The 22,354-nt window shown below is 35.4% G+C and carries 24 protein-coding genes; 13 read left to right on the top strand and 11 right to left on the bottom strand.

From position 1 onward, the window contains the following. Positions 1–139 precede the first annotated feature (139 nt). From ACTXGU_RS18850 to ACTXGU_RS18840, 3 genes are all read left to right on the top strand, one after another. The gene (locus tag ACTXGU_RS18850; protein WP_443483073.1) at positions 140–1,126 is read left to right on the top strand and encodes a metal ABC transporter substrate-binding protein; all 987 of its coding nucleotides are present in this window, start codon (positions 140–142) and stop codon (positions 1,124–1,126) included. Positions 1,127–1,463: 337 nt separating this feature from the next. Beyond that, positions 1,464–2,171 carry a metal ABC transporter ATP-binding protein gene (locus ACTXGU_RS18845; RefSeq protein ID WP_443483072.1) on the top strand — a complete coding sequence of 236 codons (708 nt, stop codon included), beginning with the start codon at positions 1,464–1,466 and terminating at the stop codon, positions 2,169–2,171. Further along, a complete protein-coding gene (locus ACTXGU_RS18840) occupies positions 2,117–2,968 on the top strand; it encodes a metal ABC transporter permease (RefSeq protein ID WP_443483071.1) in 852 nt (283 codons plus the stop codon). Before ACTXGU_RS18845 ends, ACTXGU_RS18840 begins: the two co-directional genes overlap by 55 nt. A 50-nt stretch (positions 2,969–3,018) precedes the next feature. Here the strand turns inward: ACTXGU_RS18840 and ACTXGU_RS18835 are convergent, their stop codons facing one another. The 5 genes from ACTXGU_RS18835 to ACTXGU_RS18815 all read right to left on the bottom strand — a co-directional run bounded on the left by ACTXGU_RS18835 (position 3,019) and on the right by ACTXGU_RS18815 (position 7,727). After that, positions 3,019–3,981 carry a D-2-hydroxyacid dehydrogenase gene (locus tag ACTXGU_RS18835; RefSeq protein WP_443483070.1) on the bottom strand — a complete coding sequence of 321 codons (963 nt, stop codon included), beginning with the start codon at positions 3,979–3,981 and terminating at the stop codon, positions 3,019–3,021. Between the two features lie 216 nt (positions 3,982–4,197). Next, a complete protein-coding gene (phnE, locus tag ACTXGU_RS18830) occupies positions 4,198–5,001 on the bottom strand; it encodes a phosphonate ABC transporter, permease protein PhnE (RefSeq protein ID WP_443483069.1) in 804 nt (267 codons plus the stop codon). After that, a complete protein-coding gene (gene phnE / locus ACTXGU_RS18825; protein WP_443483068.1) occupies positions 4,998–5,804 on the bottom strand; it encodes a phosphonate ABC transporter, permease protein PhnE in 807 nt (268 codons plus the stop codon). Before phnE (ACTXGU_RS18825) ends, phnE (ACTXGU_RS18830) begins: the two co-directional genes overlap by 4 nt. Beyond that, the gene (gene phnC / locus ACTXGU_RS18820) at positions 5,801–6,571 is read right to left on the bottom strand and encodes a phosphonate ABC transporter ATP-binding protein (RefSeq protein ID WP_443483067.1); all 771 of its coding nucleotides are present in this window, start codon (positions 6,569–6,571) and stop codon (positions 5,801–5,803) included. Before phnC ends, phnE (ACTXGU_RS18825) begins: the two co-directional genes overlap by 4 nt. 229 nt (positions 6,572–6,800) lie before the next feature. Beyond that, on the bottom strand, positions 6,801–7,727 hold the full coding sequence (locus ACTXGU_RS18815; protein ID WP_443483066.1) for a phosphate/phosphite/phosphonate ABC transporter substrate-binding protein: 927 nt from the start codon (positions 7,725–7,727) through the stop codon (positions 6,801–6,803). Positions 7,728–8,057: 330 nt separating this feature from the next. Here ACTXGU_RS18815 and ACTXGU_RS18810 point away from each other — a divergent pair, with 330 nt between their 5' ends. The 4 genes from ACTXGU_RS18810 (at position 8,058) to ACTXGU_RS18795 (ending at position 12,459) form a co-directional block, all read left to right on the top strand. Then, complete coding sequence (locus tag ACTXGU_RS18810; RefSeq protein ID WP_443483065.1) at positions 8,058–9,617, top strand: bifunctional metallophosphatase/5'-nucleotidase; 1,560 nt, start codon at positions 8,058–8,060, stop codon at positions 9,615–9,617. Between the two features lie 795 nt (positions 9,618–10,412). After that, entirely contained in the window at positions 10,413–11,147 is a 735-nt protein-coding gene (locus ACTXGU_RS18805; protein ID WP_443483064.1) for a gamma-glutamyl-gamma-aminobutyrate hydrolase family protein, read from the top strand. A gap of 135 nt (positions 11,148–11,282) precedes the next feature. After that, complete coding sequence (locus ACTXGU_RS18800; protein WP_443483063.1) at positions 11,283–11,549, top strand: phosphocarrier protein HPr; 267 nt, start codon at positions 11,283–11,285, stop codon at positions 11,547–11,549. Between the two features lie 133 nt (positions 11,550–11,682). Then, positions 11,683–12,459 (top strand): ABC transporter ATP-binding protein, encoded by a 777-nt coding sequence (locus tag ACTXGU_RS18795; protein ID WP_443483062.1) that lies wholly within the window; start codon positions 11,683–11,685, stop codon positions 12,457–12,459. A 335-nt stretch (positions 12,460–12,794) separates the two neighbouring features. Here the strand turns inward: ACTXGU_RS18795 and ACTXGU_RS18790 are convergent, their stop codons facing one another. After that, on the bottom strand, positions 12,795–13,100 hold the full coding sequence (locus tag ACTXGU_RS18790) for a hypothetical protein (protein ID WP_443483061.1): 306 nt from the start codon (positions 13,098–13,100) through the stop codon (positions 12,795–12,797). 275 nt (positions 13,101–13,375) lie between these two features. On the opposite strand from ACTXGU_RS18790, the gene ACTXGU_RS18785 reads away from it, so the two are divergent. Continuing rightward, a complete protein-coding gene (locus ACTXGU_RS18785; RefSeq protein ID WP_443483060.1) occupies positions 13,376–13,891 on the top strand; it encodes an NfeD family protein in 516 nt (171 codons plus the stop codon). 20 nt (positions 13,892–13,911) lie between these two features. Beyond that, positions 13,912–15,429 carry an SPFH domain-containing protein gene (locus ACTXGU_RS18780; RefSeq protein ID WP_443483059.1) on the top strand — a complete coding sequence of 506 codons (1,518 nt, stop codon included), beginning with the start codon at positions 13,912–13,914 and terminating at the stop codon, positions 15,427–15,429. 266 nt (positions 15,430–15,695) lie between these two features. On the opposite strand, the gene ACTXGU_RS18775 is transcribed toward ACTXGU_RS18780, so the two are convergent. The 3 genes from ACTXGU_RS18775 to proV are packed head-to-tail and all read right to left on the bottom strand — an operon-like array spanning position 15,696 to position 18,662. Beyond that, the gene (locus ACTXGU_RS18775; RefSeq protein WP_443483058.1) at positions 15,696–16,571 is read right to left on the bottom strand and encodes a glycine betaine ABC transporter substrate-binding protein; all 876 of its coding nucleotides are present in this window, start codon (positions 16,569–16,571) and stop codon (positions 15,696–15,698) included. Position 16,572: 1 nt separating this feature from the next. Then, positions 16,573–17,421, bottom strand: coding sequence for an ABC transporter permease (locus tag ACTXGU_RS18770; RefSeq protein WP_443483057.1), 849 nt, complete (start codon positions 17,419–17,421; stop codon positions 16,573–16,575). Then, entirely contained in the window at positions 17,421–18,662 is a 1,242-nt protein-coding gene (gene proV, locus ACTXGU_RS18765; RefSeq protein WP_443483056.1) for a glycine betaine/L-proline ABC transporter ATP-binding protein ProV, read from the bottom strand. The genes ACTXGU_RS18770 and proV overlap by 1 nt, the downstream gene beginning before the upstream one ends. A gap of 280 nt (positions 18,663–18,942) precedes the next feature. Between proV and ACTXGU_RS18760 the strand changes: the two genes are divergently transcribed. From ACTXGU_RS18760 to ACTXGU_RS18750, 3 genes are all read left to right on the top strand, one after another. Beyond that, the gene (locus tag ACTXGU_RS18760; RefSeq protein ID WP_443483055.1) at positions 18,943–19,485 is read left to right on the top strand and encodes a GbsR/MarR family transcriptional regulator; all 543 of its coding nucleotides are present in this window, start codon (positions 18,943–18,945) and stop codon (positions 19,483–19,485) included. A gap of 301 nt (positions 19,486–19,786) precedes the next feature. Further along, a complete protein-coding gene (locus ACTXGU_RS18755) occupies positions 19,787–19,885 on the top strand; it encodes a YjcZ family sporulation protein (protein WP_101177663.1) in 99 nt (32 codons plus the stop codon). A 40-nt stretch (positions 19,886–19,925) separates the two neighbouring features. After that, the gene (locus ACTXGU_RS18750; RefSeq protein ID WP_443483054.1) at positions 19,926–20,060 is read left to right on the top strand and encodes a YjcZ family sporulation protein; all 135 of its coding nucleotides are present in this window, start codon (positions 19,926–19,928) and stop codon (positions 20,058–20,060) included. Between the two features lie 252 nt (positions 20,061–20,312). On the opposite strand, the gene ACTXGU_RS18745 is transcribed toward ACTXGU_RS18750, so the two are convergent. Together ACTXGU_RS18745 and ACTXGU_RS18740 are read right to left on the bottom strand one after the other, a co-directional pair. After that, positions 20,313–21,080, bottom strand: coding sequence for a TatD family hydrolase (locus ACTXGU_RS18745; RefSeq protein WP_443483053.1), 768 nt, complete (start codon positions 21,078–21,080; stop codon positions 20,313–20,315). Between the two features lie 9 nt (positions 21,081–21,089). Beyond that, the gene (locus ACTXGU_RS18740; RefSeq protein ID WP_443483052.1) at positions 21,090–21,380 is read right to left on the bottom strand and encodes a thiamine-binding protein; all 291 of its coding nucleotides are present in this window, start codon (positions 21,378–21,380) and stop codon (positions 21,090–21,092) included. Positions 21,381–21,639: 259 nt separating this feature from the next. Here ACTXGU_RS18740 and ACTXGU_RS18735 point away from each other — a divergent pair, with 259 nt between their 5' ends. Next, positions 21,640–22,350 (top strand): NAD-dependent protein deacylase, encoded by a 711-nt coding sequence (locus tag ACTXGU_RS18735; RefSeq protein WP_443483051.1) that lies wholly within the window; start codon positions 21,640–21,642, stop codon positions 22,348–22,350. Positions 22,351–22,354: the final 4 nt, after the last annotated feature.

Here is a 22,354-nt window from a genome sequence, read left to right as displayed (position 1 = left end):
AAAAAAAATAGTATAGAATCAATAATCGTAATCGTTTTGATTAAAGTGAACCGTTCTATTCAATCATCATATATTTCTTTACGTATTAAATCGGAATGAGTACGAACTACTACATAAAAAAGAAATGGGGAAAATCAAGATGAAACTATTAAAAACTATACTAGTTACTTTTTCAGTACTTATTTTAATAGTAGGCTGCAGCAGTAAAAAGAATGCTGATACAAAAGATTCCAGCCAAAAGGATAAACTTCAAATTGTCACAACGTTTTATCCTATGTATGAATTTACGAAAAATATAGCAGGGGATAAAGCAGATGTTACATTGTTGATTCCTTCTACGATCGAACCACATGATTGGGAGCCTACTCCAAAAGATATAGGCAATATTCAAAGTGCTGATTTATTTATTTATAATAGTGCCGAAATGGAAACATGGGTACCGGATATAAAGGGAACAATCCAGGGTGATAATGTTTCATTTGTTGAAGCAAGTAAAGATATTACGTTAATGAAAGGATTAGAGCCAGAAGAAGAAGCTCATGAAGAAGAAGCTCATGAAGAAGAACATCACGAAGAGGAAGAACATCATGAACATTCTCATGAATTAGATCCTCATGTGTGGTTAAGCCCAGTGCTTGCGCAACAAGAAGTGAAAACTATTACAAACGCCATCATAAAAGCGGATCCAAACAATGAAGTGTATTATAAAGAGAATAGTGAAACATTTTTGCAAAAGCTAAAAGATCTAGATAATAAATATAAAACAGAGCTTGCAGACAAAAGCAGCAATGAATTTATTACACAGCATACGGCATTTTCTTATTTAGCAAAAGAATATGGGCTGACTCAAGTACCGATTGCTGGTCTTTCACCAGAAGAAGAGCCTAGCGCTGCAAAACTTGCGGAATTGAAGGATTTTGCGAAAGAACACCAAATTAAAGTGATATATTTTGAAGAGTTAGCATCAACAAAAGTTGCTGATACGTTAGCAAATGAAGTAGGAGCAAAAACAGAAGTATTAAATCCGTTAGAAGGATTAAGTGAAGAAGATCAAAAGGCAGGTAAAGATTATATCTCTGTAATGGAAGAAAATCTAGCGCAGCTTAAAAAGTCTCTTTTTAAATAATTCATGTGGTATAATAAGTTGGCGTGTGTGACAGTTGTACTCACACGCTTTTTCTATATGTATTAGGCTGTTTATATAAAAATTTCATGGTAAAAATGAAAGGCAGTTTTCTCAAAGTTAGTTGTTTTTTTTATGTAAAAAAATGGGAGAAGTAGTACTCAGCAGACTGAATATACGTAGACTCCTGTGGGAATGCGAGAAAGACGAGACCCCACAGGAGCGTATGCGACGAGGAGGCTCGACGCTCGCCCACGGAAAGCGAAGTGTATTCAGGCTGCGAGTTTAAAAGCAACATTCTATAGGAAAATAGCCAAATGAAAAGAAGGGAGCGTTAAAAATGAAACTTGCAACAATAAAAAATATTAAGTTTGGGTATGATCATATACCAGCATTAGACGGTGTTTCATTTGAATTAGAAAGCGGCGAGTTTGTTGGAGTCACCGGACCTAATGGTGCATCAAAGTCTACTTTATTAAAGCTTTTATTAGGTTTATTAAAACCGTGGTCTGGTCAAATACATATTAGTAAAATAAACAGCAGTGGGAAAAAGCTGACAATTGGATATGTTCCACAACAAATTTCTTCTTTTAATGTCGGTTTTCCAAGCACCGTATTAGAACTTGTTCGTTCAGGAAGATATCAAAAAAAGAAATGGTTTCAAAGCTTAAAAGAAAAGGATCATGAAGCGGTAAAAAGAGCGTTAGATATGGTTGATATGTGGCAGTATCGTCATAAAAAAGTAGGGGATTTATCTGGAGGACAAAAACAAAAGATTATTATTGCACGAATATTGTCTTCTGAACCAGATTTATTAGTTCTAGATGAACCGACTACAGGCATGGATACTGAAAGCAGAAAAGGCTTTTATAAATTTATGAAGCATCAAGTAACGGAGCATAATCGTACCGTAGTGATGGTGACACATGACCAGGATGAAGTAGAGGATTATTTAGATAAAATAATTCATATAGAGAAAGGAGAAAAAGGTGGATGGAAATGTTTGACCTTGAATTCATGCAAAGAGCGTTTTGGGCAGGCGGAATGATAGCTATTATTGCACCTATTATAGGGGTATTTTTAGTGTTAAGAAGACAAGCTTTAATGGCAGATACGCTGTCTCATATATCATTAGCTGGAGTAGCAATCGGTTTCTTTTTCCACCAAAATCTTACTTTTTCTAGCATGTTAATTGTTATTGTAGGGGCGTTAGGGATCGAAGTGATGAGAAGAGCCTATCATACTTATTCAGAAGTATCGATTGCTATTTTGATGGCTGCTGGATTGTCATTAGCATTGTTTCTTATGAGTATTTCAAAGGGCGGGGTAACTGCGAGTATCGATCAATATTTATTTGGCAGCATTATTACTATTACAGACCAGCAAGTTGCTGTATTGGCGACTGTGTCCGTTATTATTCTGCTTTTTTTCCTCATTTTAAGAAGGCAAATGTACTTAATGACATTTGACGAAGATACTGCTGCAACTAGTGGTGTTAATACAAATCTATTATCTGTTGCTTTTAGTGTGTTAACTGGTATTGCAATATCTGTAATTATTCCAACTATTGGAGTGTTACTAGTTTCTGCTTTATTAGTATTACCAGCAGCGTTTGCCATCAAGCTTGTTAAAGGCTTTAAATGGGTCTTTATTACGGCAATAAGTGTCGCTGTTTTTAGTATTTTTACTGGGTTATTTTCATCTTATCAGTTAGGAACACCCCCTGGTGCAACGATTACGTTGTTAATGGTCATGATTTTGGTTGCAGGGTTCTTATTTCAGAAGTTATTTTTTTATTTTAGAAGAGCAGCAAAACAGAGACAGCATCGTAAATTAGAGGGGTGAGGAGTTTTTTTAAACTTCCTCATCCTGTTTATTTACGATGTGATCGTTTATTAATAGCCTTTTTGATAATTCACTAGATTATATGGAAGAGAACCGTCTTTTAAATAGGTTTTTAAATTAGGAAGAAAAATATCTTCTATTACTCGTTTATCGTATTGTGCTGTTGAACCGGAAGTGTGGGGAGTTATAATGACATTTTCCATTTCCCAGAGTGGGCTTTCTTTTTGTAGTGGTTCTGTTTCAAATACATCTAATCCAGCACCTGCTATTTCTCCATCTTTTAATGCTGAAACTAAATCTTCTTCTTTTACAATTTCTCCACGACCAATATTAATAAAAAATGCAGTATCTTTCATTTTGCTAAACTGTTCTTTTTGAAATAAATAATGTGTTTCGTCGGTAAGGGGCAATGTAACTACGATATAATCACAGTGAGGAAGGATTTTGTTTAAGTCTGATTGTTTATACATTTCATCAACAAACTCAGCTTGTTTCCCGGAATGGCGAACACCTAATACCTTCATGCCAAATGCTTTTGCTATTTTTGCTGTTTCCTTGCCAATCGCACCGACCCCAATAATTCCAACCGTTTTTTTATGGATTTCGAGTTCGATTTTACTGTCATCCCATACTTTATTTTGCTGATTTTTAACATATGTATCAATTTTTCTTGTAAGTGCTAACATAAGAGCAAATACGGTTTCTGAAATGGGAAAACTATGCACTCCATTTGCACTTGTAACCAATACATTTTTTTCGGCCAATTCATGTAAGGGAAGAGAGTTAACACCGGCACTCCATGTTTGAATCCACTTTAATTCTTTATTATTAAATACTAGCTTGTTATCCCAATTTCCACGCCATCCAAGAATAATTTCTGCATCCGATAGATGTGATTCCCATCTATTTGCCTCTGCAGAAGCATAAATATCCCAATTTGGTATAACAGACTTAATTTGATCTAGAAGAGCAGGCTGCAAATCATGTGTAACGAGTAGCTTGCGGTTTGTCATTGTTTTCACCTCGTGTTAATTGTTTATTTATTATTGTATCAATTAGAGTTTAGGGAAGCGAATAAAAGGGACTGGTCCAAGTCGAGATTTTAACGACGTAAGGAAAAGTCCCCTTTTTTGTATGTGAAGAAACTTAAAATTTTTGAAGTTAGATGAATGTCAAGCTTTATCTTTGACAAAAATTCTTAAGCCTTTCTTCATTAAATCAAAGCAACACTATACGATTTTCCGTCTTAAAATTCCTGAAAGGGCATCAATAATGGTTACCATCACGATAATGCCTAATAAAATAATCCCAACTCTATCCCAGTCTCTAGAAGCTAATGCGAAGATTAGTGGAGTACCTATTCCCCCTGCGCCGATTACTCCAAGTATAGCTGCAGAACGAATATTAATTTCAAAGCGGTACAGCGTATAAGATAAAAATCCTGGCATTACTTGCGGCAAGACGGCAAACCATAAAATTTGAAAGCGATTTGCACCAGTAGCAATTAATGCTTCCGTCGGTCCCGTATCAAGGTTTTCAATTTCTTCCGAAAATAGTTTTCCAAGCATGCCGATTGAGTGAAGACCAAGTGCAAGGACACCAGCAAATGAACCTGGACCGACGGCTTTAATAAAAAGAATAGCCATTACAATTTCAGGAAATGTACGAATAAAGCTCAAAATAAATTTGCCTGTTCCTGAAATAGTTTTTCCTTTACTCATATTATTTGCTGCCCAAAACGCATATGGGACACATAGTATAGCAGAAGTAAATGTACCCAGTATTGCGATTGCCAGCGTATCTAATAAGCCGCGAAGTAAATCTTCTCCATCCGGCAAATAAACATAATCCCAATCAGGATGAAAAATCCCAGAAAAAATAGCTTTTGATATTTGACTAGCGGAGTCTTTTATACCATCTAAAGTGAAACCTGAAAACGCCCAAATATAGATTAGTGCCAACAACACGAAAATGACAGTTCTTAATATATATTTCTTTTTCGGTTTAGTTAAATTAGTTGTTGATTGGCTCATAATAATTTCTCCCGTAATTTCGTACTTAAGTAATCTATTTCCAGCACGATGATTAGTGTCAATATAATAATTGATGCTGTTTTATCATATTCAAGAAAACCAAGCGTCTTATCATAATATTCACCAATCCCTCCTGCACCAACCAATCCAAGAATGGCAGCTGCACGGACATTTACTTCAAATGTATATAATACATAACTAGAGAAATGAGCAGTAATTTGAGGAATCACACCAAAAAATACCCATTGTACTTTATTTGCCCCAACAGCTGTCATTGCTTCTAAAGGACTTGGATCAATGGCTTCTATTGCTTCATATAATAACTTTGCAATAAGGCCGATAGAAAATACAGATAAGGCAAGTATGCCGGGTAAAGCTCCCAATCCAAAAATAGCAACAAAAATAGAGGCTAATAATAAATCTGGTATAGTCCGAATTAAGTTAAGAATAAAACGAAATGGAAAATAAATGAAAGACACACGAAAGATGTTATTTGCACAAAAAAAGGCGAGAGGAACAGCGATAATTGCCCCAAAAGTAGTGCCGATAATTGCCATTCTTATCGTCTCTATCATAGGTTCTAATATTTTTTCGAAATACTCCCAGTTTGGTGGCCACATTTGTATAAGCAAATCAAACATATTCGGAAAGCCTACTGTTAAATCGCTAAGGGAAGAGTCTGTTTTATAGGCGCTCCACCACAATAAAAGTACTATTAAAAGCACTGTCCAAATATTCTTTGTTTTTGCTGGAGGTGTAGGTACAGAAAATGTTGTTGATTTTTTCTTATCGTTTGTACTCATACTGGCTCACCTAATAGTTCATCTTTATGGATAGGTCTTCCGTAGATCTCAGCAAACACATCATCTGTAGCTGCTTCTACAGGTCCGTCAAACACAACTTCTCCAGCACGGAGACCAATAATTCTTGTGGCATACTCTCGAGCTAAATCGATAAAGTGCAGGTTTACAACGGTAGTAATACCATCTTCTTCATTGATGCGTTTTAAGTCATCCATTACTTGTTTTGTTGTAAGCGGGTCAAGGGATGCAACAGGTTCATCTGCTAAAATAATCTGTGCTTCTTGTGCTAAAGCCCTTGCAATAGAAACACGCTGTTGTTGACCACCAGATAATTCATCAGCACGTGAATATGCTTTTTCTAATATATTTACACGTTTTAATGCACTAAGAGATAATTCAACATCTTCTTTTGGAAACAAACCTAATATAGTCCGTAATGTATTATGGTAGCCGACACGTCCAGACAATACATTTCTTAATACAGAAGATCGTTTTACTAGATTAAAACTTTGGAAAATCATGCCGATATCACGGCGGATCTTTCTTAAACCAGCGCCCTTGGCAGCAGTAATTGACTGTCCATCAATGAGTATTTCTCCTTCTGATATTTCATGAAGGCGGTTTATGGAACGAAGAAAAGTTGATTTGCCTGCCCCAGAAAGCCCGACAATAACAATAAATTCTCCTTTATTAATAGTTATGTTAATGTTATTTAAACCTTTTGTGCCATTTGGATAAATTTTCGTTACATTTTTAAACTGAATCAATTGTTAACCACCTTTCTATTGTATTATTTAAAACATTTAAGTATGGAAACGATTAAATAGAAAAAAAGCTCAACCATTCAACTAAACAAAATGGTTAAGCAGATAAATAAGGAGAGATAGAGACATTGTTAATAATGATTTATCTAGAAGTAAAATCATTATTAATATGTAATGACCATATATAAAAAGGACATCAAAGTTTATATCTACTCTCTAATAAAATAACAAACTACTCAGTCTTTACCTTTTTAGAATATTCACGAACTATATCAAATTTGCTGTCGTCTGATACAACATATCCTTCATGTGTATAGATTTCACTGATAATTTTGTGTCCATCATCACTTTGACCGATTTTAATAAAGGCATCTTGAAGTTTCTTTTGCCAGTCTTTGTCCATATCGGAGCGAACGGAAATAGTATCATTCGGAATTGCTTCTGTTTTAGCAATTACTTTTGTGTCTTCAAATACTTTAGGATAGTCGGCTTTTACTATATTTCGTGCATCCTGGAATACAACTGCTGCATCTACATCGCCGTTTAATAAGGAAATAACCGCTTGGTCATGCCCTTTAACATTGACTCCTTCTACATCTTTTTGTGGATCAATATTATTTTCCATTAAAGTAGCAGCTGGCCAAACATACCCAGCAGAAGATGTTACATCTTGGAAAGCAATCTTTTTCCCTTTAAGGTCTGCAACGCTGTTTATATTAGAATCTTTTTTCACAACGAAAATACTATTGTAGAAATCTACTAATTGATCATTTTGTGATCCATCATCGTTAATTCCTTTACGTTGTGATTGCAGAATGACCTCTGCTGCTTTTTTCTCTTTTGCTAGAACATATGCAGTTGGAGGCAAGAAACCAACATCCACTTTTTTAGAAGCCATCGCTTCAATAATAGTGTTGTAGTTTGTAGAAACACTAACTTTTACGGGAATTCCTAATTCTTTAGATAATAAGCCTTCTAACGGTTTAGCTTTTGCTTCTAAAGTACTAGCATTGGAAGAAGGGACAAATTGAACCGTTAATTCTTTTGGAACATATACGTCTGCTTTTGAGCCATTCACATTACTTGATGAGCCACAAGCGCTTAGTAACCCAGCTGCTAATGATAAAGAAATACCGAATGCTGCTAGTTTTTTGAACATTTTTCTACCCCCATTTTATGTATATTTTATTACATGTAAAATATACCATGTAATTGGTGGAAAGTGGTAAAAATTCGGGTAAAAAAACTATTTTATTTTTGTAAATTTAAAATTTATATCATTTTTAAATTACTTTAATATCGAAAAATTTATTAAAACATTGAAATATCAATAGATAATTGTATGGAGTAAACATATATTGTAAAATATTTATTAGTGTTTATTTACTATATTTAAGGGTTGGAAGAATTGGTGAGAGAAATAAATTCTTCTACTATAATAAAAAAAGGTTGAAAAGTGAAAATCACCATTTTGTAAGGAGATGAAATCTTGACAAATACAACCGTAACTATTTTAGTAACAAGTGATGTACACGGAAATATATATCCATTAAATTATGGGAATAATGAGCAAGCAAATGTAGGTTTAGCAAAAGTAGCAACATTAATCGAACAGGAGCGGAAAAAAAATAAACATACGATTGTAATAGATAATGGAGACTTAATTCAAGGAACACCCTTAACCTATCATTATGTACATTTTTTATTTGAAAAAAAGAACCCGATGATTGAATGTTTAAACATGGTGCAATACGATGCAGCTGTTGTTGGCAACCATGAATTTAATTATGGCTTAAAAGTTCTTAAAAAGGCTATTTATGAATCTGATTTTCCATGGCTTTGTGCGAATATTGTAGATAGCAATACTAAGGAACCCTTTCTTGGCAAACCATACATAATAAAAAATGTCGGAGCATTTAAAATTGCTATTTTAGGAATAACCACTCATTATATTCCTAATTGGGAAGACCCAAGTCATATTAATGGATTAGCATTTAAAGATGCATTAGCCAGTGCGAAGGAATGGATAACAAAAATTAAAGAAACAGAACAGCCAGATGTCATCATCATGTCGTATCACGGCGGTTTTGAACGAGATATAGCAACGGGTGAACCAACAGAAGTTTTAACGGGGGAAAATCAGGGTTACAGTATGTGTAAAGAAATAGAAGGCCTAGATGTATTATTAACAGGTCATCAACATCGCTCTTTAACAGGTTCTTTATACGGTACAGAAATTATGCAAGCCAGCAACAATGGCCAAACGGTTGGAAAGATTACAATTACCTTAAATGAAAAGGGAGAAATTATCGATAAATCTTCTGAATTATTATCGGTTGAAGCGGTTGATTCTGATGAAGAAATAATCGCATTTGCAAAGGAATACGAAAAAAGTACACAACATTGGTTAGACACACCAATCGGGTTTATTGATGGGGATATGATGGTAGAAGATCCATTAGCTATACGTTTAGGAGACAGCAGCTTGATTGAATTTATCAATAAAGTGCAAATGGAAGCGGCGAATGTAAAGATAGCTAATACTGCTTTGTTTAACAATAAGTCACCAGGTTTTAGACCGAATGTAACGATGCGAGATATCGTTTCCAATTATATATATCCGAATACATTAAAGGTCCTCGCGTTACAAGGAAAAGATATAAAATCAGCCTTAGAGCATAGTGCAAAATACTTTACAGTTAACGAAAAGGGAGAACCTGACGTGAATCCTTCTTTTGTTTATCCGAAACCACAGCACTACAATTACGATATGTGGGAAGGAATTGAATATATATTAGATATTTCAAAACCAGTAGGCAGCAGGGTAGTCAAGCTTTCTTATGAAGGAAAACCGTTGGAAGAAAATAAAACGTACGAAGTAGTTATGAATAATTATCGTGCAGGTGGCGGAGGAAATTATATGATGTTCCAGAACAAATCGGTTGTTCGTGAAGTTCAAATGGATATGTCCGAGCTTATTGCGAATTATATAAGGGAGAGAAAAATAGTAACGGCAACATGTAATCATAATTGGAAGGTTATTTGGTAGTGAGATTCAGAAAATAATTTAATGATAATAATAGAAATTTTTTTCAGGCCGATTAAAATACTTCGTTATTAACGATACAGCATTCATCATACTTTTGTTATAGGAAATTATAAACGAAACGGAGTTCTGGATAATTTAGTGGTTGGGTCCGCATCTAGCTTCGACGTACAGGACGTACTAGTGCCGATGTTGCTACAGGACGTGGCGCCTTTAATCGGCCAGCACCTAGCTCTTGTGAAAAATAACCCTATGTCTCTAAAAGTAAGGCAGTTTAGCTGTTTTCGTATAGATTGTTGCTTTTAAATTCGCAGACTGAATACACTTCGCTTTCCGTGGGCGAGCGTCAAGCCTCCTCGTCGCATACGCTCCTGTGGGGTCTCGACTTTCTCGCATTCCCACAGGAGTATACGTGTATTCAGTCTGCTGAGTACTACTTCTCTAATTTTCCATGTGGGAAACAACAAGCTTTGAGAAAACAGCCAAAAGTAAAAAGTACTTTTTAAGTCATGTGAACATTTTTCTTCAGAGCTGTTCAAGGCGCTTTCGCTTTTGTTCTTAAGATAAGAAAGCATAACTTTTTGAACTTAGACTAGTGTCTAGCCCCTGTGAAAGATAACCTCTTGTCTCTAAAAGTAAAGAGCACTTTTTGAGCCAGAGAACATTTTTCTTCGGGGCTGAGCAAGGCGCCTCCGCTTTTCTAATTAATATTCAAAAGATTGACATTTATTCCTATGTGTTTTAGTCTTAATATTAAAAATATTAAGATGAATCTTACAATAGAAGGGGACGGTCACAATGGGGAAAAAACCTGTAATTGGAATAACTGGCGCATATGTGTTTCATAATAAGTTTATGGAAGGTACTTATACGCACCATGATTATCAAAAAACAATTGCTAAAAACGGAGGGCTGCCGATTATTTTGCCATTTGTTCAGGAGGAATTAGCAGAAGAGATGGTGGAACAATGTGATGCTATTTTATTAAGCGGCGGAGAAGATGTAGACCCATCTATGTATAAACAAGACCCTCACCAAATGTTAGGAGCAACCACACCTCTACGAGATAAAGTAGAATGGAATATAATAAAAGCTGCGATGAGGCGAAACCTTCCCATTTTAGCTATTTGTCGTGGCGTTCAAATATTAAATGTTGCTCTTGGAGGCACGCTTATTCAAGATATTCCAAGTGTTGTAAAAGATAGTATCAAACATAGTCAAACAGTGGATCGAAGCTGGGATACACATTGGATTAAAGTAGATGAAAACAGCAGACTTGCTGCAATTTTGGGGGATACGACTGTTAGGGTTAATAGTTTGCATCATCAGGCAATTGACCAAGTTGGACATGATTTACAGGTTGTTGCACAAAGTGCGGATGGCATTATTGAAGCAGTCGAACATACTAACTATTCCAATTTCTTATTAGGTATTCAGTGGCATCCCGAATCGATGGCAGCAACGAATGAACAAATGAATCAATTATTTGCTGAATTTGTGCAAAGTGCCAAAAAAAGAGAACTAGTTAAATAAATGAAAACAATCAGATTGATTTTTTAGAAAGAGGAATAATGAAAATAGCATAAGAGAAGAAAAAAGTTAGTAATACATAGGAAAATCAGCTAAAATAGAAAAGTAAGACATTTTTTTTCACGGAGGGACTTTGTAATGAGCGAAAAAACTTTTACTATTATTGATGAAACTGGAATTCATGCTAGACCAGCTACTTTATTGGTTAGCACTGCTAGTAAGTATACTTCAGAGGTACAAATTGCATACAACGGAAAATCCGTTAACTTAAAATCGATTATGGGTGTTATGTCATTAGGAGTACCTAAAGGTGGAGAAATTACTATTTCTGCTACTGGTGATGATGCAGCAGAAGCAGTTGCAGGATTAGAAAGTGCACTAAAAACTCAAGGTTTAATTGGTTAAGTTAATAATAACTGAGGCCCTCTTAAAAAAGAGGGCCTTAGTCTGTTAGTAACGCTTTTGATTAATCTGGATGTAACTTTATAAACTGATATTTTTATACAAAATAACTAAGGAAAGAAATGGAGGGATAGAGATGATCGTACGAGCTGAAGGGGTAGGGTTAAAAAGAAGCGGTCACTGGATTTTGCAAAACGTTAATTGGGAAATTAAAAAAGGAGAGCATTGGGTTTTATATGGTTTAAATGGTGCTGGTAAAACAGCTTTGTTAAATATGCTTTGTGCTTATTACCATCCAACAGTAGGAAATGTAGAAGTATTAGGAAAGGTGTTTGGCAAGGCGGAATTAGGCGGCTCTTTGCGAAGAAAAATAGGATTAGTATCTAATAGATTGCAGCAAAATTTATATGTTTCAGATAGTGCCTATGAAATTATTTTAAGTGGAGCCTATGCATCAATTGGACTTTATGAAACACCAACAGATGAAATTCGACACAAAGCAATCGATTTACTCAAACAGTTAGGCTGCTTTCATTATGCGGACCGTGAATACAGCAGTTTATCACAAGGAGAAAAGCAAAGAGTATTAATCGGAAGAGCGCTGATGCTTGATCCAGAACTTATTATATTGGATGAGCCTGCTACAGGTCTTGATTTTATTGCAAGAGAACAATTATTAGAAACGATTGAGAATATGTCGAAAAGAGAAAATGCACCATCTATTATTTATGTTACGCACCATGTAGAAGAAATATTGCCAATTTTTTCACATTCCTTATTGCTGAAAAAAGGAACCGTATTTGCTAAAGGTAAAACGGAGGACATGATGACTAGTGAAAATTTATCGCAATTTTTCGAATTACCAGTAAAAGTAATATGGAATAATGGACGGCCGTTGTTAGCTCGTGCATAACCTAGAATCTTGGCTCTAAAAGTAAAAAACACCTTTTGAGCCAAGAGAACATTTTTCTTCAGAGCTGTTCAAGGCGCTTGCGCTTTTGTTCAAAGATAAGAAAGTATAAAATTTTCAACTTAGACGAGTGTCTAGCTCCAGCGCCCTATCGACTTCAACGCTTCCCTCACCTCGTCTACGATAAGTCAACATCGAATCGCTACGCTCTTCGTGTTTCCTTTATCTCTGAAAGGTACACAATCTAAAACCGCCACGTCCTGTGGCAACGATTGTGTAATCCACATCCTGTGGACCTCAGCTTTTTCCGTTGATGAGCAAGGGGGCTTGCGCTTTTCTTATTTCCAGTCTTCCTGCACAACTACTCCACCCGTTAAATCAATTGTATTTCTTTCTCCTTTATATAGTAATTTTCCGTTTTCTTCTACGATTAAATTTTCATACGTATACACTTTTTTTCCGTTGGGAAGTGTAACAATCACTTTTTCTCCTAAATCTTTTTTTGCAGTGAATGGGTCGGTGAAAAAGTGTTCAATTATTGCATATACAGTGATAAAAAGAGCCAATATTATTAAACTTACTAAAAAATACATTTTTTTAAAAAAAGGAGTATTTTTATCGTTATATTTATCTGAACTGTTCATAGTCTCCTCCAAAAAACATAGTTGACATGATTATTAGGAATAAATTTCAGTAATAGTAAAATATGAAAGTGCTAATTAAAAGATGAATAAAAAACCGGAAATTACTTCTATTTTATTTTTTGAAAAGTATTAAATGTTAAAAAAATGAAACTTTTTTTCCTTTACTTCGTATATATGGTAACAATTTGAAATGAGGGGGGTTGAACGAAAAGATTTACAAGAAAGGGGATCGGTAACTTTCCAAAATTAAATTGAACAGAAAGAGGATGATGTTTATGGAGTTGTTTGGATTTTCTGTCACATCCATTTATTTAATTGTCCTGATAGTTTCGGGAATATGCATCTTATTAACGTTATTAATTGCGGATGTTTTTAGTGCGGATCTTGGCTTTTTTAATCCAACGTTAATTTTGGCATTTTTAACGATTTTATCTGCAAGCGGATACTTACTGGAAAAGTATGCTAGTATGAATACTTTGTTGATCCTTGTTATTTCAGCAGCGGCGGCATTTATTGTAGCAGCATGTTTACATATTTTTGTATTTATTCCTTTGTCAAATGCGGAAGAGTCTTTAGTATATACGGATGATTCCTTAAAAGGAAGAGAAGGAAAAGTACTTACCCCAATCCCTATAGATGGGTATGGGGAAATAATGATTGAGAGCTATAGTGGCCATATCGTAAAAACCGCTGCTAGTTTTTATAATGAAGAAATAAATGCTTCTACTAAAATTGTCGTAATCGAAGTAAAAAACAATATTGCTTATGTTATTCCACAAGAGGACTTATAAAATGAGGGAGGAAACAGAATATGCTTGATATTTGGATTATTGTTGGAGTTGTTGTTATATTATTAGTTGCCTTAATTAGTATTTTTATTGCGAAATATAAAACAGCCGGACCTGATGAGGCATTGATTGTAACTGGAAGCTATTTAGGTTCAAAAAATGTCCATGTTGATGAAGGTGGCAATCGCATTAAAATTATTAGAGGTGGAGGTTCGTTTATTCTTCCTGTATTTCAGCAATCAGAACCATTAAGCTTATTATCTAGTAAATTAGATGTCTCGACACCTGAAGTTTACACAGAACAAGGTGTGCCCGTAATGGCAGATGGTACGGCTATTATTAAAGTTGGCGGTTCTATTGGAGAAATTGCAACAGCTGCAGAACAATTTTTAGGTAAAACCAAACAAGATCGTGAAAATGAAGCGAGGGAAGTATTAGAAGGTCATTTACGATCTATCCTTGGAAGTATGACAGTGGAAGAAATTTATAAAAATAGGGATAAATTCTCTCAGGAAGTGCAAAGGGTTGCATCACAAGATTTAGCGAAAATGGGATTGATGATTGTTTCTTTCACGATCAAAGATGTACGTGATAAAAATGGCTATTTAGATTCACTTGGTAAGCCTAGAATTGCACAAGTAAAAAGAGATGCTGATATTGCAACGGCGGAAGCGGATAAAGAAACACGTATTAAAAAAGCAGAAGCGGATAAAGATGCGAAAAAAGCAGAATTGGAAAGAGCAACGGAAATTGCCGAAGCAGAAAAAGAAAATCAAATGAAAATTGCTGACTATAGAAGAGAACAAGATATTGCCAAAGCCCGTGCTGACCAAGCATACGATTTAGAAACGGCACGTTCGAAACAAGAAGTAACAGAACAGGAAATGCAAATTAAAATTATTGAAAGACAAAAACAAATAGAATTAGAAGAAAAAGAGATTTTAAGAAGAGAAAAGCAGTATGATTCTGAAGTGAAAAAGAAAGCAGATGCGGATCGTTATGCAATGGAACAGACAGCTGAAGCAAATAAAAGAAGAGAAATTGCCGAAGCTGACGCGAATCAATATCGTATTGAATCACAAGCAAAAGCGGAAGCAGAAAAGGTTCGCGTCGACGGGGTGGCAAAAGCGGAAGCGGAAAAAGCAAAAGGGGAAACAGAAGCAGAAATTATCCGCTTAAAAGGTTTAGCAGAAGCAGAAGCAAAACGGAAAATTGCTGAAGCATATGAACAGTATGGACAAGCAGCTATTTTAGATATGGTATTAGAAATGCTTCCAGAATATGCAAAACAAGTGGCAAGTCCATTGTCGAATATTGATAAAATTACCGTTGTCGATACAGGCAGTGACAGCAGTAATGGTGGAGCCAACAAAGTATCTGGTTATGCTACAAGCTTAATGTCCACGATGCAGGAATCGTTAAAAGCTTCTGCAGGAATTGATGTAAAAGAATTGCTTGAAAATTTTTCAGGTAAAGGGAATATCCGCCACAGCATCGATGAATTAACAAATGAAATTAAGAAAAGCGAAAGCGTCCGTTAAGCGACGAATGGACTGGAGTGTTCCGTATGAGATAAAGGAAACACGAAGAGCGAAGCGATTCGATGTTGACTTATCGTAAGGAGGAGAGCGAAGTACAATAGTCGCTGGACGCTGGCCGATTAAGAACGCCACGTCCTGTGGCAACATCGGCACTTGTACATCCTGTACTTCGTAGCTAGACAAAGAAAAGCGAAAGCGTCCGTTAGGTCGGGGAAAATAAAAGATCTCCAAAAAGTGTACACTTTTTGGAGATCTTTTTTAAATCGTTATTTTTTTAAATCTTCAATAGAATTAATATCCATGTATTTAGGGACAACTAATCCTAGTTTAGTACCTTCTAAGTTTGTGCCTAAGTCTTCAAATTTACCTTCATATTTTTTAGCATATTCTGCATGTGTTGTTGGCAGCCATGCTGCTACATGTGCATCTAAGCTTCCATCAGCCACACCAGTCCAAAGTGGACCTGCTTCTACCTGACTTAATGTAACATTATAACCTAAATCTGTAAGAACTTTTGCAACCACATTTGTGCTGGCAATTTCACTGTCCCAAGCTACATAACCAATTTTAATTTTATCGCCTTTTACTTTATTAACGCCTTTTGTCCATTCAGCTACTTTATCAGCATTGTCTTTTACCCATTTGTCAGCTGCTTTATCAGGGTTGGTTCCATTTGTAATATCCATCATTACTTTACCCATAGCATCTGTATCCCAGTGGAAATTATCTAATACTTTATATGCTTCTGGCAAATCTTCTTTTAAGCCTTTACGCGTAACAGTATGGATATTTTCATCAGCACCAAATGTTCCTTTAGGATCTTCTAAATATTTTAAATCATAGGCAGCGAACATCCAATGTGGCGTCCAGCCAGTTACAATGATCGGTTCTTTTTTATCATACGCTTTTTTTAATGAAGCAGTCATTGCAGCACTTGAACCTTCCACTACTTTCCAATCAGATAAATTATAATCTTTTACTGCTTGATTGGCAGCTGTCATTAAACCAGCGCCTGGGTCAATACCTACGATTTTGTAATCGACGGAATCTCCAACTGTTGCATTTTCATCTTTTTTTGATCCACATGCTGCTAATGCAAGTGTTAATGTTAGTGCTAAAAACAAACTAATAAACTTCTTCATTTTAATTAACTCCCCCACTTTTTTTATTTCCTATATTTTGTGTGATTCTATCAAGAACAATAGCGACTACAACAATAGCTAAACCGGCTTCAAACCCACGACCAATTTGGATTTGAGTAACGGCACGATAAACATCAGCGCCAAGTCCTGGTGCACCGACCATTGCTGCAATAACTACCATAGATAGTGCAAGCATAATACTTTGGTTGATGCCAGCCATAATGGTTGGCATCGCAAGCGGCAATTGAACTTTTAATAATCTTTGACCAGTTGTACTTCCAAATGCTTCAGCAGCTTCCGTAATATCACTAGGAACCTGTTGAATACCAAGAATCGTTAATCGAATAGTAGGGGGCATGGCAAAAATAACAGATGCTACTACACCAGGAACGACTCCTATGTTAAAGAAAAAGATGGCAGGTATTAAATAAACAAATGCTGGCATTGTCTGCATAAAATCAAGTACAGGTACAACGATTTGTTTCACCGTATTTTTCTGAGACGCCCAGATTCCCATCGGCACCCCGATAATAATCGAAATAACAACAGAGGATAGCACAAGGGCTAATGTATTTAACATCGGTTCCCAATATCCTAAATTATCGACTAAAAATAACCCGATTAAGGTAAACAACGCAATTTTTTTATTGGCAAATCTCCATGCTAAGAGCGCTAATATAATCATAAAGAGATAAGAAGGTATAAATGCTAACAGTGTAACTAATCCTTCAACAACGAATTCAAGTGATTCTGAAACACCATCAAAAGCGACAGCGAAAGTAGTCGTTAACCAATCTACAAATGAATCAATCCAATCAGCAATCGGAAGTTTAGGCAATAAATTCCCCATTATTTACTCACCTCCATTTTTGACTGTTCCAAAAGTTCCGTATGGTTATTAATGTTTTCATTGTTTCCTGCGAGAGCGCCGATGACTGCACCTCTAACAACAATTCCTTTTAGACGCTTTTCTGCATCTACAACTGATACTGGAATAGCTGCGGACGAAACCTTATCAAATAAATCGGTTAATAAAGTATCACCAGGCACGGTTGTAATGTCTTCAATCAAAATATCCTCAATTGATTGATGGTGCTCGATTGCATGTTTGGCATCATCTGCAGTAATAGCTCCAAGCAGTACTTTTCGTTTATTTACGATATAAATGCTTGAAATTCCTAAATCTCTCATTATTTGCAGGGCAACACGCGGTCCTTTCTCCATTTGAACAGATTCTGCTCGTTTCATAACGTGATTAGCAGTTAATACTTTCGATAGATCAACGTCTTCGACAAACCGTTCTACATAATCATTAGAAGGGTTCATTAATATTTCTTCCGGTGTTCCTACTTGAACGATGGATCCATCTTTCATAAGGGCAATGCGGTCTCCGATTCGTAATGCCTCATCTAAATCATGGGTAATAAAAATAATCGTTTTTTCCATATTCGCTTGCAAGTCTAACAATTCATCCTGCATATCTTTGCGGATAAGCGGATCTAATGCACTAAATGCTTCATCCATTAGAAGAATGTCCGGATTATTTGCCAATGCTCTTGCAAGACCAACCCTTTGCTGCATTCCGCCGCTTAATTGATCAGGATATTGGCTCTCATATCCTTCTAAACCAACTAGTTTAAGCGATTCTTCTGCACGTTGTTTTCTTGTGGCTTTATCCACACCTTGGATTTCTAATCCATATTCGGTATTTTCTAATATCGTTCGATGTGGCAGAAGGGCGAATTTTTGAAACACCATGCTGATTTTTTCTCTTCTCACTTTACGCAGCTCTTCTTTGGACATATCAACAATATTTTTTCCATCAATATAAATTTTGCCTATTGTAGGATCAATCAGGCGGTTTAACATTCTGACTAGCGTTGATTTTCCACTTCCAGATAGGCCCATTATGACAAAAATTTCGCCGGCATTTACTTCAAAGCTAGCTTTGTTTACGCCAACAGTTGAACCTGTTTTCTGTAATATTTCTCCTTTTGAATGACCGTTATTTAATAAGGTTATTGCTTTTTTACTGTTTTTCCCGAAGATTTTTGTAACATCTTCAATCTTTACTTTTACGGTTTCTTTCATTTTTTCACCTCTTTTAGTTCCAGCCCGAATTGCCACCAACTAAGTATAAGGTGATAGGCTGTCAAGAGGCAAAGCCGGTATTTCGCCATATTCTTTTGTAAAGTACGTACAGAAAAAACTGAACGTACAGAACGATAAGTATGCTTAATATTCCTCTTATATGCTCTCGATTGCTTTGCAAAATCATTCTTTACAAATTTTTCATTCATGATAATCTATTAACAGAAAATGAATCATACAAAATTATAAATATCATAATATGATGGATGTGAAGTAAATCATGGAGGGGAAAGAGCAGTTAGATGTTGCTCGTGAAAGAGTTATTGATGCAATAGCTCAAAATATTAATTTATATGGAGTAACGGATTCAATTGGAAGACTATACGGTATGTTGCTTTTTCAAGAAAACCCAATGACTCTAGATGAAATGAAAGAAGAATTGGGAATGAGCAAAACAAGTATGAGTACGTCTGTTCGAACATTATTAGATTTAAAAATGGTCGATAAAGTTTGGAAAAAGGGTGTTCGAAAAGATTTATATAAAGCAGAAGATGATTGGTACCAAACGTTTATTGATTTTTTTACCATCAAATGGCGGGCAGGAGTGTCCATGAATGTATATGCAATGGAAAGATCTTTAACTGATTTAAAAAAATTAGTACAGCAAGAAGAGACTGCAGAGGAAATAAAAGCTGCTGCCAAAAGTGACATCGAAAAATTACAGCATGCACTTGAATATTATAATTGGTTAAACCGTTTTGTTGACAGTTTAGAATCTCACGAAATTTTTAACTTTATTCCAAAAACTGAAGAAAATAATTAGTTATGTACATCTTTTTAGGCTGTTGAATACGCCTCAAAAAAAAACTTTGTCTAACTCCGAAAGACTCCTTAGTAAGGGGTCTTTTTTTAAAAGATAAGAAAGTATAAAATTTTGAAGTTAGATGGATGTCTAGCTCCGGGGCTGAGCAAGGCGCCTGCGCTTTTTTTACGTGGTGAATAAATCAATTAGGCAAATAAACATTAGATCTAGTGATAAAACCTAAAAAATGTGCATTTGACTATCGCACATATTGGGGTATTTGAATAGGATATACAGAATTAAAAAAAGGAGGTAATGATTCATGGGTGAAGTTGGATACGGCGGCGGTTTCGCTTTATTGGTAGTATTATTTATTCTTTTGGTGATCATCGGTGCTTCTTGGGGTTACGGTGGCTTTTAAAAATTAAAAAATTCCATTAGAAAAAAGGGAGGAATAACGTATGTACGGATACGGTTATGGTTGCAGTTATCCTAGCTATGGCTACGGTCACTGCGGTTACGGCGGAGGTTTTGCATTAATCGTTGTACTATTTATACTTTTAATTATTGTTGGTGCAGCTTGTTTTAAATGGTAATAAATAAAAAAGCTTGATTCTGTTTTTTCAGAATCAAGTTTTTTTATCGTTTAGGAAATTATAAACGAAATGGGATTGTGGATAACTCGTCGGTTGTGTCCGCATCTAGCTCCAGCGCCTAGCTCTTGTGAAAAATAACCCCATGCCTCTAAAAGTAAAAAGCATTTTTTGAGTTATGTGAACATTTTTCTTCAGAGCTGTTCAAGGCGCTTGCGCTTTTGTTCTTAGAAATTTTGCTTATTAATAGATGAATTAGATGGAAAAAAACCTTTTGGTGTTCGTAAAAAGTTGTGTATAGACAATGTCCACCTGTTCTTTTTTTAGCAGGGCAATTTCGTTAATCGTATGATGGATCATACTTGACGTTGTTTTTTTTAGGTGAAATGGACCTTCAAATGGCCAAGGACCATCTGTTTCTACCATTAATTGATCAAGTGGATATTTTTTTACAAGTTTTCGAATTTCGTCTTCATACAGTACATCTGGGGTAATAGAGACATAGCATTTGTTATTGATTAACTGTTCAATCGTGACAGCATCGCCTTTAAACCAATGAAACTGAGCATTCATGTAATTATGCTTTTCTAATAGCCGAAGCACAATAGGCGCTTCTTCATAGATGCTATGCAATACAATCGGTTTCGTATATTTTTTTGCCATTAGAATAAATTGTTCTACTAATTCAATGTATGGATCTAATGGATAAAGTGCTGGGTTTTCTTTTCGAGCATAGTGGGGAAGTCCGACTTCTCCAATGGCGATCATACGGTGATGATGCTCATTTATCCATTGAAACAATTCCGTGGTTTCTTTTTCACTAGGCAGCAGCTGTTCAGGATGAAAACCGTAAGCTGCATGAACAAAAGGGTATTTTTCCGTTAACAGCTTATTTTTTATACAAGAATTTTTATTCATGGAAACAGTAATAACTGCTTCAAGCGATTCATCTTGCTCCATCTTTCCAATTTCGTTTTGTTCATACTGGTCAAGATGGATATGAGCATCGATTATTTTTTTCATCGTCGATAGTTATCGATACTTCTCTGTTAAGTCTTCCATTGTTATGCCTGATGGCTGATAAAGTACTTTAATTTGTGTTAAACAAGAGCTGCTGCCGATTTCAATCATTCTTTTATTCATTTTACTGATAATGGAAAATAACTCATCTAATTCCCCTTCAATCGTTGTTTCTAATGGATGTACTTCGTATTTAATACCAGAATCTTGAATCACTTTAATCGCTTCATCGACATATGGAATAACATTTTCCCCATTTTTTGTTTTTGGGATAATTTGAATACTTATTAATGAATTAGCCATATTTTCTCCTCCTTATTTTGAAATAAACCGATATTGAATTCAAGTTTATTGTATCTTTTTGCGCAGAATATAACAAATCAATTCTTTTTGGTTATAATTGTAAAAAGTCAGTCAATCGCTATTTCTCAAAACGTTGTCTACTGTTAAAATAAAAGTAAGTATTAGTGTCTGTTCAAAAAGCGAACCATTAAGATGCAAGTTGTTTATCCTTGGGTGATTTTTTGAACATTCTTTTATAGGAAGGGTGGAGTGATTCGTCATGATAATTGACTTGATAAAACAGGCAAACCATTTAGTTGTGTTTACAGGGGCAGGAATGTCAACGGAAAGTGGATTGCCGGATTTTCGATCAACTAAAAGTGGATTATGGACGAAAGAACGGAAAGCGTATCTTTCTAGTACAGATGCATTAAATAACCATGTACAGGACTTTATTGCTTTTTATCGAGAAAGAGTATTAGGAATTCAGGAGTATAAACCTCATAAAGGGCATAATATTTTAGCTGAGTGGGAGAAAAAAGGTTTATTAAAACGAATTATTACCCAAAATGTAGATGGTTTTCATCAAGAAGCAGGCAATAAAAAGGTGGATGAATTGCATGGTACATTACAAAAGCTGCATTGCGAAACATGCGGGGAAGAATTCTCTAGCAAAAAATACTTAAATCAAGAGTATAAATGCAAATGTGGCGGAATATTACGGCCTTCGATTGTGTTATTTGGCGAAATGCTTCCTGAAAAACCGTTTTTAAATGCAGAGGAAGCGGCTATTCAATCGGATGTTTTTGTTGTGTTAGGTTCTTCATTAACCGTATCTCCAGCTAATCAATTTCCTTTGATTGCGAAACAAACAGGTGCAAAATTAATTATTATTAATGGAGAAAAGACGGATTTTGATGCGATGGCGGATATCGTCATTCATAAGCAAATAGGAAATGTACTAGAAGAAATAAATAAAGCAATTGGATAATATT

The organism is Niallia sp. 01092, assembly GCF_052318935.1.
GTDB lineage: Bacteria > Bacillota > Bacilli > Bacillales > Cytobacillaceae > Niallia.
The sequence above is the reverse complement of the archived record's forward strand: the minus strand, read 5'-3'. Positions and strand labels throughout refer to the sequence as shown.